The 9,586-nt window shown below is 64.4% G+C and carries 7 protein-coding genes and 1 pseudogene; 1 reads left to right on the plus strand and 7 read right to left on the minus strand.

From position 1 onward, the window contains the following. The 4 genes and pseudogenes from WAN71_RS15400 to WAN71_RS15415 all read right to left on the minus strand — a co-directional run. Window positions 1-370: pseudogene (locus WAN71_RS15400) on the minus strand (hypothetical protein); the annotation flags it as partial. A gap of 166 nt (window positions 371-536) precedes the next feature. Continuing rightward, window positions 537-1,295, minus strand: a complete 759-nt coding sequence (locus WAN71_RS15405; RefSeq protein ID WP_422226159.1) for a nitroreductase family protein — start codon at window positions 1,293-1,295, stop codon at window positions 537-539. A 36-nt stretch (window positions 1,296-1,331) separates the two neighbouring features. After that, window positions 1,332-1,832: a DUF2505 domain-containing protein gene (locus WAN71_RS15410; RefSeq protein WP_422226160.1), complete on the minus strand. Its 501-nt coding sequence runs from the start codon at window positions 1,830-1,832 to the stop codon at window positions 1,332-1,334. A gap of 15 nt (window positions 1,833-1,847) precedes the next feature. Next, the gene (locus WAN71_RS15415) at window positions 1,848-2,534 is read right to left on the minus strand and encodes a flavodoxin family protein (protein ID WP_422226161.1); all 687 of its coding nucleotides are present in this window, start codon (window positions 2,532-2,534) and stop codon (window positions 1,848-1,850) included. Window positions 2,535-2,631: 97 nt separating this feature from the next. Here WAN71_RS15415 and WAN71_RS15420 point away from each other — a divergent pair, with 97 nt between their 5' ends. Next, a complete protein-coding gene (locus WAN71_RS15420) occupies window positions 2,632-3,462 on the plus strand; it encodes a class I SAM-dependent methyltransferase (protein ID WP_422226162.1) in 831 nt (276 codons plus the stop codon). Here WAN71_RS15420 and WAN71_RS15425 read toward each other — a convergent pair. From WAN71_RS15425 to WAN71_RS15435, 3 genes are all read right to left on the minus strand, one after another. Next, window positions 3,455-4,714: a phthiocerol/phthiodiolone dimycocerosyl transferase family protein gene (locus WAN71_RS15425; RefSeq protein WP_422226163.1), complete on the minus strand. Its 1,260-nt coding sequence runs from the start codon at window positions 4,712-4,714 to the stop codon at window positions 3,455-3,457. The genes WAN71_RS15420 and WAN71_RS15425 overlap by 8 nt on opposite strands. Then, the gene (locus WAN71_RS15430) at window positions 4,714-9,120 is read right to left on the minus strand and encodes a type I polyketide synthase (protein ID WP_422226164.1); all 4,407 of its coding nucleotides are present in this window, start codon (window positions 9,118-9,120) and stop codon (window positions 4,714-4,716) included. The genes WAN71_RS15425 and WAN71_RS15430 overlap by 1 nt, the downstream gene beginning before the upstream one ends. Beyond that, window positions 9,117-9,586, minus strand: a 470-nt coding sequence (locus WAN71_RS15435) for an acyl carrier protein (RefSeq protein WP_422226165.1), incomplete at its 5' end; no start/stop codon positions are given. The genes WAN71_RS15430 and WAN71_RS15435, both read right to left, overlap by 4 nt.

The raw sequence follows: 9,586 nt of genomic DNA on the forward strand, positions 1-9,586 counted from the left end.
AATCGGTTTCAGGAGCGTTCATTCCGCTCAACGCGGGGAACGGAAGCAAGAAGTTCGTTACCGACATGAAGTGAGTCGGATCTCCGGGGTCGACTCCCCAGAGGTTCGTCGGGCTGACAACGAACCACGGGCCGGCCATCAACAGATTGTCCGTGAAGAACTGTGTTGCATAAATCTCGTTGGCCGGGATGTTGATGATGTCGTCGAACAGGTTGATCGGAATATTGGCGATGGATGCGTCGACCAGACTTGTCTCGGTGCTGCGCATGGGGAGCTCGAAGGGCCGCGCCGCGATCGGCGTGACGGCGACCGCACTGGTCGCAGCGAGCACTGCGGCGGCCAGGGCATACGGACGCGAAGCAGCCTGCATGACGCCCCCTAAATCTGTTCGGTTGACCCGTGAACGATGAACTTACACTAAGAGAATCTCAGTTCGAACAGAAACTGAAGGAATTCGCCGAAATCGTTTCGTGACCAGGCTCACAATTCGCTTACCGCAGTGTAAATTTGGAAAAATGTCCAACATATTGGACAAGTCAGCTAGCCGACGCCGGGCCGGTTCGGAGCCAGACGCGGTTGCCGTAGGCGTCGAGATGCGTCACCTGCTCGACCGGTTTGCGGGTCGTCGGTCCGTAACGCCCGCGCGGCCAGCCGAGCGCCACGACGCAGCACGGCGTCACCGAGCGAGGTAGACCAAGGATTCTCCGTGCCCGCCCCGGTCGCCACAGCGGCAAGGTGATCAGCGATGCACCCAAACTCATGGCACGAGCGGCGAGCAACAAGTTCTGCACGCTGGGATAGATCGACCCCCAGTATCCCGACACGCCGGCATGGGGCATCAGCGAAAACGGCACGCGCCCTTCGCGGACGGTCAGTCGCAGGCAAGCCACCACCAGGACCGGGACCTCGGTGAAGTGATCGACCTGCCACTGGGCCGCACGGATGACCTTCGCTATCGACTCGTCGCGGTCACCGGCGCCCTTGAGCAGCCCGCCGTAGGAGTACTTCCAGCCCTCGCGGTAGCGGTGGGCGAGCTTATCCATCACGCGGCGGTCCTTGACGACAATGAACTCCCAGTTCTGCCCGTTGGCGCCGGTCGGCGCGCGCAGCGCCAATTCGATGCACTTCAACACCACTGCGTCGTCGACCGGGTCGGGATGAACCCGACGCACGGCCCGCTGAGTCATCATCGCGTCGAGTAGCGGCATGTTGAGGCCGGCGAGCGCCTCGGCCGTGGTCGGCGCAAACCGGAACGCATCGGCGTAGGGAGAGGCGGAGTTCGGCGTGTCAGTCATCTGTCGTTTCCTACCTCAACGTTTTCCGAAGCGGCGTCAGGCCTGCTCGGTTATCCACTTAGCGACGAAGTGCTGAATGTCCGGGATTCCTCGCGCGAATTCGCGCGCGATAAAGCTCTCGATCGTGCCACCGACCAGTGGGACTTTGAATTCCACAGTTCCCGCAAATGTCAGCCGCGAACCGTTGTGCGTCGGTGCCAGCAATGCGGTGCCGGAACCGGATCCCGGCGCCCCGGACACCACGACACCGATCTTTCCGCGCAGCTGACCCTCGATCGGTCTCCACGTCTCGGTATGGCGAACTTTCAGATCGCGGCGATAGAACTTCGCGACCACCCCGGGCAGCAGGTCGCGGCCCAGGTCCTGGGTGGTGGACACCCGCACGGTCTGGTCGTCATCGACGATCAAAGATTCCAGCGCGGTGCTCCCGTTGAGGGTCGCAAGCCGGGCCAGCCAATAGTCCTCGTCGCAAAACGCCGAATGAACCTGTTCGACAGTTGCGGGCGAGTCGGCCGACATATCGAACGAATGCGGCATAGTAAACCGAACTCCTTATCGCTTACCGAACAACTCATCCGCCAGGTGGGCAGCGAAAGTCCGCGTCTGCTCCAACTGCTCGGGTTGCACGTTGGTTGGCGGGATGCGAAGACCCAGGTATTTCTGGCGGTACTCACCTGAACCCAGGTAGCTGGTCAGCGACAGCATGGAGCGAAGCGAGTCGCCGGGATAGGTGAAATGAATTTCGTCGACGTACCGCCCGCCCTGTTGCCCAGCGAGCTCGCGCACCGCTTCGAGATTTTCCCGCCAATACAGACGGCACACGACAAACACTGCAAACGGCTTGCCGGACAACAGCTTTCGCGCCTCATCCGACTTCAGGAAGGATCGCATTGGCATGCTGACGGTCTGCCACCAGGTCGGTGAGCCGATGCAGATCAGGTCGTAGTCGCCGTCCCGCGCCGCGTCGGGAATTTTGATCTCCCCGGTTTCACCGCGTTTCTGCGCCCCCAGCACACTCATCATGTCGGGCCACACTCGACGCATCGGGAAGCGGGAGAATTTCTCGGCGTATTTCTGATCGGTGAACTCGATCTGGGCCTTGTGCACGTCGGCTCCACGGGCCGAGAACACCTCCCCCGCGGCCTCGAGCACCTTTTGCGACTGCCCCGTGTAGGAGTAGTACAGCAGCAAAACCCGCGGCGGCCGCTCGCCACGCCCGGCACTGGTCGTATCCGTCATGCCACCTCCATCGTCAAATTTCGCACACTAGCTTTTGCGTGGTGACCCGCCGCGCCCGGCTCCGCCGCGCTTGCGATCACCACTACCCTTGGGGGTCGTGACCGAGAAAGTTTCCATCGACCTCAGCGGTCCGGCGCAGACTATGCTGACCACGCTGTACTGCAAGGCGCTCGATGCCGATTGGGACCAGCCGATTTTGGGCGATGAATTCGCCAAGGAGGCCGTCGCCCGAATCGACTACGACTGGGGCGAACTCAAGGTCACCGACCGCTGGACGCCGCTGGTGACGGTGCGAACCGCCCAGTTCGACATCTGGGCCGCCCAGTTCCTGGCCGCCCACGAGCAGGCCACGGTGATCCACCTGGGTTGCGGTCTGGACAGCAGGGTGTTCCGACTGGATCCCGGTCCCCGCGTGGAATGGTACGACGTCGACTATCCGGCGGTAATCTCGTTGCGCGAGAAGGTTTTTCCGAGCCGTCCGGCATACCATCTGGTTGCCACTGCGGCGACCGACCCGTCCTGGCTCGACCAAATTCCGGTCGGCCGCCCGACATTGCTGTTGGCCGAGGGCATCAGCATGTATTTGACCGAGGATGACGGTGTGGCGCTGCTGCAACACGTCGTCGACAGGTTCGGATCCGGCGAACTGCAGATCGACTTCTACAACTGGGTCATAGTCCGGTCGCAGCGGACACACCGGCTGCAGCGGCAGTCCGGTTCGACCCTGCACTGGGCCGTCAACAAACCGGCCGACATCACCGACCGAGTCTCCGGAGTCCGGTTGCTGTCCGCCGTAACGTTCTTCGACGCGAGCACTTTCGGGCGTGCGTCGGGCGTCTTCCGGTTGATGAAGCAGCTGGTCCGCGCTCTCCCACCGCTGCGCCGAACATTTCAATACCACCGCTACGCCTTCGGGCCGGTTAACTGACACCGCTGGCGGCGTACTGCTCGGCGACGGCGCAGAGCAGCGAATGAATTGCCTCGATCGACTTCTCCGGCTCGGGCCCATGCGAGTGGTACTCGACGTTGAGCCGATCGGCGTATATCTGGGTGAAGTAGATCTCGATTCCGGCGCTGACCGCGAAGTACAACTCACCGTGGGTGGCGGTCACTTCTACTCCCGGAGGTGTACGCACCGGAGGGACCAGACCGTTGTCGGAAAGCAAGACCACGTCGGGCATCCCCGGTGCGTTGCCGACATATTGCGGGCTGAAGTGCAGCCGGGACTGCTGGATCACACCGTCGTCCAAGTCTTTCCGAAACGTCTCGGCGATGTCGCGGGCGAGGTCGATCACGGCGGTCTTGCGGTCGATCTCGGCCAGATAAGTCCCCAACCCCACCGGGTTCGTGCACCCGGTCGCCGACACCGGCGGCGAGAGAAAGTACCGCAGGTCGACCGTATAGATGAACGGCACCGGGATGTTCAGCTTGCCCCGAACCTCCCACTCCGCCATGAGGATAACGGCGGACAGCACGGAGTGCAGACCGAGCTTTTGCGCACGGCAGAGCTCGACGATGGCGTGTGTCTGGCTTTCGCTCAGCTGGCACGACACCATCGGAACTCGCACGGGCGAAGTAGGTTTGACGCCGGTGTCGGCTCTCCGGGACGGCGGAAGATCGTAGGCGAACAACGCCGGCATGAACCGCTCGATACCCGAGCGCGGCCCCTTTTTGATGCCCCGGTCGGCGAGCACGGTCTCGATCGATTCCGGCGCAGGCTGGGCGGTCACCGGGCCGGTGCGTCCGTTGGCGACCAGATCGGTGTAGAAGGACAACAACTCCTCGATGAGGCCGTACATATGATGACCGTCGGCGAGGGCGTGATGGACGTACAGCGTGGGATGCGCTTGTCCGTCGCGGATGAACAGCCGGAGGTGCACCAGCGACTCGGCTTGGTCGAAATGCGGTGGGGGGGCTTCAGTGTCCGGCCCGTCGATTTCCACCACTTCGAGTCCCGAGTGCATGAGATCATCGGCGACGAGTTCGTGACGGCCATCGGCGCCGCGCTCGAGGCGGGCGGTGAGGACCGGGTGCATCTCGAGCAGAAGATCGAAGGCGTCCGACAATGCGTCGACATCGATCGGACCCTCCAGGTGTGCGGCAAGGCCCACGAAGTTGTGCGTCTCGGCGAGCATCTCCTCGCTAAGCGCCAGCTTGCGAATGACCGATGATGGAAACACTACGACAAGTCCACCAGTTCCATTTCGTCGCTGCCGGAGTCCAGTTCGTCCTCGGCGAGGGCTTCCCGAATCAGCTCCATCAGTGTTCGTGAGAACCCGTCGGCCAGCGACTGCACGGTGGCCGCGTCGACCCTGCGGGTGTCGTACCACCAATCCAGGTGCAACACGCCCGCCGTGCGGAACACCCGGAACTCTATTGCGTGACCGAGCCCGGGAAGCACTTCGCGCACCGGCAACGCGGTGTCGGTGTCTAACTGAACAGCCACGTCTTCGCTCAGCGACGGCAGGTCGGGAATCGTGCCGATGTAGGAGAAGTAGATGTCGGCCGGGCCGGTGGCGCCGAGCCTCCGCGCTGTCGGTGCGTACAGGTAACGCAGCAGGCCATAGCCGATCCCGTAGTGCGGGACGGCATTCAGCATGCTGTGCACGTCGTCGAGCAGTTGCTTGGCGCTGGAATCGTCGCTCTTGGCACAGGTGAGCGCGACCGGGTAAACGGTGGTGAACCAGCCCACCGTGCGACGCAGGTCGATGTCGGGTTTGAGCACCGATCGACCCTCGCCGCTGAGGTCGACGGCGACTGTCCCCTCGCCGACCGCAGTAGCGATCATCCGGCTCAACGCGGCCAGCAGCATTTCGTCGATGGGCACCCGCAGCCGCCGCCGCGCGTCGTCGATCTCGGTGGTCTCCGCGACCGTCAATGCCGACGCAATCCGGGCCAGATCGGCGACACCCGGGGCTTCGTCGCGGTCGTCGCCGGCAACCCGCAGGTTCGCGGCCGTCGCCGTCTGCAGCCAGAAGTCGCGGCTTTCGACGACGGCGGGATGCACGGCCAGCGCCGCGCAGCGCTGGGACCACTCGACCCACGGCGTGGTGATCGGTTGCAGCGCAATCTCTTCACCGGCCAACCGTTGGCCGAACGCGGTGAAGATGTCGGTGAGCAAGATATCGCGCGACGCATTGTCGGCGGCGATCGCCGGAACACTCATCGCGAGGTAGCACGAACCGCCCGGCACACCACGGACATAGGTGGCGATCAGCGGCGAGCTCGACAGATCCTGTTCCCGCATCTGCTGGCTCAGGATCGTCAGCAGCGCTTCGCGCTCCTGCGGGCTTCCTGGCGAGACGTCGTCGGGAAGAGCGCGGGTGGCCAGTTCGTTCAGTTCCGCCGGCTCGGCGACAACCTGCTCCCACGTGCCCGCCCGTTCGACGACGCGCAGGCGCAGCGCTTCGTGGTGATTGCTGACGGCGGTGAGCACCGCGCGGATGTCGTCCACCGCAATATCGGGCCGAAGCTGCAGGATCAGCGGAACACGCCACTGGCCGTGCTCGCGGACCCCATGCTCGAGGAAGTAGGAGATGTTCGGCGGAACCGGCGGATGCGTCACGTCGCCTGGTGATTGGCGTGCCAACCCACCTGCCGTGTATCGGGCCGTCAGCGCTTTGGCGAGCGCGGCGATGGTTTGGTTGTCGTAGAGGTCTTGCGGTGTGAGGTCCAGCCCTTCGTTGGACGCGGTCATCGCCACGCTGATCGCGACCAGCGAGTCACCGCCCAGCTCAAAGAAGTTGGCCTTGCGGTCGACAGAGCTGAGGCCCAGGCACTGCCCCCAGATTCGCTGCAGCGTCGCCTCCATCGGCGACTTGCCGTTTTTGGCCGCATGGGTTGCATCGGCAGTCCCGCCTGGCGCCGAGCCGGCGGCACCGTTGGTTACCGCGGCATCGGCCGCCCAGCTTGTCGCGCGGTGCTCCACCCAATGCCGTTGGCGTTCAAACGGATAGCCGGGGAGCGTCACCAGATGCGCTGGCTGCCCGCCGCGCAGCGGTGCCCAGTCCACATCGACTCCCGCCGCCCAAAGCTGGCCAAGCGCCAGCAGGAAGGCGTCTCGATCGGCACGGTTCTGAGCGTGATGGCGCATCAACCGCACCGCGCTGTGTCCGCTGGACCACCTGGTGTGCCGAGTCGCCGACGCGGTGAGCGTGCCGCCGGGCCCGACTTCCACAAGGATGCGGTGCGGATCGGCGAGCAACACATCGACTTCGTCGGAGAACCGGACCGTCGACCGAACCTGGCGCGCCCACGTCGCGGGATTGATGGCCTCGCTGGCGGCCAGCCAGGTTCCAGTTACGTTGGACAGCAACGGAATTTGCGGCTCGCGAAGCGTCTGCCGGGAGAGGAAGCCGGTGAACTCGGGAATCATCGAATCCATCAACCGCGAGTGGAACGCGTGCGACGTGCGGACCCGACGCGCGACGATCCCCTTCTCGGTGAGCCGATCGTTGAATCGACGGATGCTCTCCTCGGACCCGGCGACGACGCAGCCACCCGGCTCGTTAACCGCGGCGACGTCGACATCACCGGTCAGGTGCTCGGCAACGGCATCGGGGCTCAGCGCCACCGCGACCATCACTCCCCGTGGCGCGGCATGCATCAGACGGGCCCGCATCGACACCACTTTGATGGCCGTGTCGATGTCGAAGACGCCGGCGATGGTTCCCGCCACGTACTCACCGATGCTGTGCCCGGCCATCGCCGCCGGGCGAACGCCGTAGCTCTCGACAAGCTTGGCCAGCGCATACTCGACGGTGAATAGGGCGGGCTGGGTGCGGTCGGTGCGTTCCAGATTGCGCGCTGTGCCCTCGAAGATCTCCGCACGCAGGTCGACGCTCAGCTCGTCACCGAAGCCCGCGGCGCACTCATCGAAGTGCTCCGCGAACACCGGCTCGGAATCGTAGAGGCCGCGCGCCATCCCAATGTGCTGCGCACCCTGACCGGGAAACAGGAAGACGACTCGCTCCGAATTGTCGCCACTCTGCGCGAATTCGCCGACGAACACGTTGTCGTTCTCGGCCGCCTCCAGCACCGCGACCGCATCGTGGCGATCTGTGACGATCGCGGCCATCCGGATATTCTCTTTGCGGCGGCGCGTGAGGGTGTGTGCGACGTCGGGCAGGCTGACCTCATCGGCGCCGGACAATTCGGCGGCCAGCGCCGAGCGTGACTGCTGCAGTGCGTCGTTGCTTCGAGCAGACATCAGCAGCACCTGCGGGCCGGGTTTCGGTATTGACACCGGCACAGTCGGCGCCTCTTCGAGCACCACGTGCGCGTTGGTGCCGCCGACACCGAATGAGCTGACGCCCGCGCGCAGAACGCCGTCCCATTCCCACCGGCCGTATTCGCTGCGCACGGCGAAGGGTCCACGGTCGAGGTGCAATTCGGGGTTGGGGCTGGTGTAATGCAGCGTCGCCGGAATTGCCCGGTGCTTGAGGCACAGGATCGCCTTGATCAGGCTGGCGATCCCGGCGGCCGACTCCAGGTGGCCGATGTTGGACTTGACCGAGCCGACATAGCACGGACCGGAACGTGTCTCCTCGGACACCTCGAATGCTTGCCGCAGACCTTCGATTTCGATCGGGTCGCCCAGCGGCGTGCCGGTTCCGTGCGTCTCGATGTAGCTCACCGTCGACGAGTCGACGTCGGCGATCGCCTGCGCCTCGGCGATGACGTCGGCCTGACCGGCCGCGTTGGGAGCGGCATAGGTCATCTTCGTCGCGCCGTCATTGTTCAGCGCCGATCCGCGGATCACGGCGTGGATGCGGTCGCCGTCATCGACGGCGTCCTGCAACGCTTTCAGCACCACCACACCGACGCCGCTGCCGAAAATCGTCCCGTCCGAGCGCACGTCGAACGGCCGGCAATGGCCGGTTGGCGACACCATCGATCCGGGGGCGTACCAATACCCGACGTGATGCGGGATGCGCAGCGATGCGCCACCGGCCAGCGCCATCTCGCACTCGCCGTTCAGGATGCTTTGGCAGGCCAGGTGCACCGCGACCAACGCCGACGAACAGGCCGTCTGCACCGAGAGCGCGGGCCCGCGCAGGTTGAACGCATGAGCCACCTTGGTAGCCAGGTAGTCCTTGTCGTTCTGCAACGACAGGTTGACCATGTCGAAGGTAATGCCTTGTCCCATCACCACATTGGGGTCGTGGTTAGACATGATGTTGTGCAGCAGGTACCCGCTGGTGGTGCTGGTCGCGTACACGCCGACCGAACCCTCGATATTGGCGGGGTCGTAGCCGGCGTCTTCGATCGCGTGCCACGCGGTCTGCAGGAACAGCCGATGTTGCGGATCGGTCGAGCGCGCTACTTGCGGCGTGAAGCCGAAGAAGTCGGCGTCGAATTCGTCGATCCCGTCCACCAATGCGGCGCGCCGCACGTACGCGTGATTCGCCAGCGCCTTCTCGGGGATGCCCTCGGCCAGCAGGTCGTCTTCGGACAAGGTGACGATCGACTCCTCGCCGCGGCGCAGGTTGTCCCAGAAAGCCGACAGCGTGTTGGCGCCGGGCAACCTGGCCGCCATGCCGACGACCGCAATCGCGTTAGGCGGCAGTTCGCTGCTGCTGGTCACACTCGATCCCCTACCTTTCGCCTGGCCGCAGCTCGCTGCCGGGCCGCGGCGCGCTGCTTGGCTCTATCGCGAACCCCGCTGCCGCTATCAGCCTTTTCCTCGGTCTCGAGGCCCAGCTGACGGATCAGGTCGGTCGTCAGCGCAGCCAGCGAGGCACCCTGCAACAACAGGGCCACCGGCGGTTCGACACCGAAGTCGCCACGAACAGTGTTGCGGATACGCACCGCCATAAGCGAATCCATGCCCAATTCGGTCAACGGCTGATCGGCGTCGAGCGTGCTGCCCTTCGGGTAGCCCATGATGGCCAGGATGCGGCCGCTCAGTCGCGCGATGACGACGCGGTTGACTTCGGCGGGGTCCATCTCGCGCAACGCGTCGGGGCCCGCCCAGTCGTCGTCGGCGCTGTCGATGTCGAGTTCTTCGGCCAACTTGGCGAAATAGCCGAGTTGCTGGATCTCCGGGAACG

Origin of the sequence: Mycobacterium sp. (assembly GCF_049280035.1) — a bacterium.
In the GTDB taxonomy this organism is placed as follows: domain Bacteria; phylum Actinomycetota; class Actinomycetes; order Mycobacteriales; family Mycobacteriaceae; genus Mycobacterium.

What these genes read in the sequence shown, in the direction of transcription:
- WAN71_RS15405 (WP_422226159.1), bottom strand. Translation starts at nt 1,295, where the DNA reads ATGACTGACACGCCGAACTCCGCCTCTCCCTACGCCGATGCGTTCCGG.
- WAN71_RS15410 (WP_422226160.1), bottom strand. Translation starts at nt 1,832, where the DNA reads ATGCCGCATTCGTTCGATATGTCGGCCGACTCGCCCGCAACTGTCGAA.
- WAN71_RS15415 (WP_422226161.1), bottom strand. Translation starts at nt 2,534, where the DNA reads ATGACGGATACGACCAGTGCCGGGCGTGGCGAGCGGCCGCCGCGGGTT.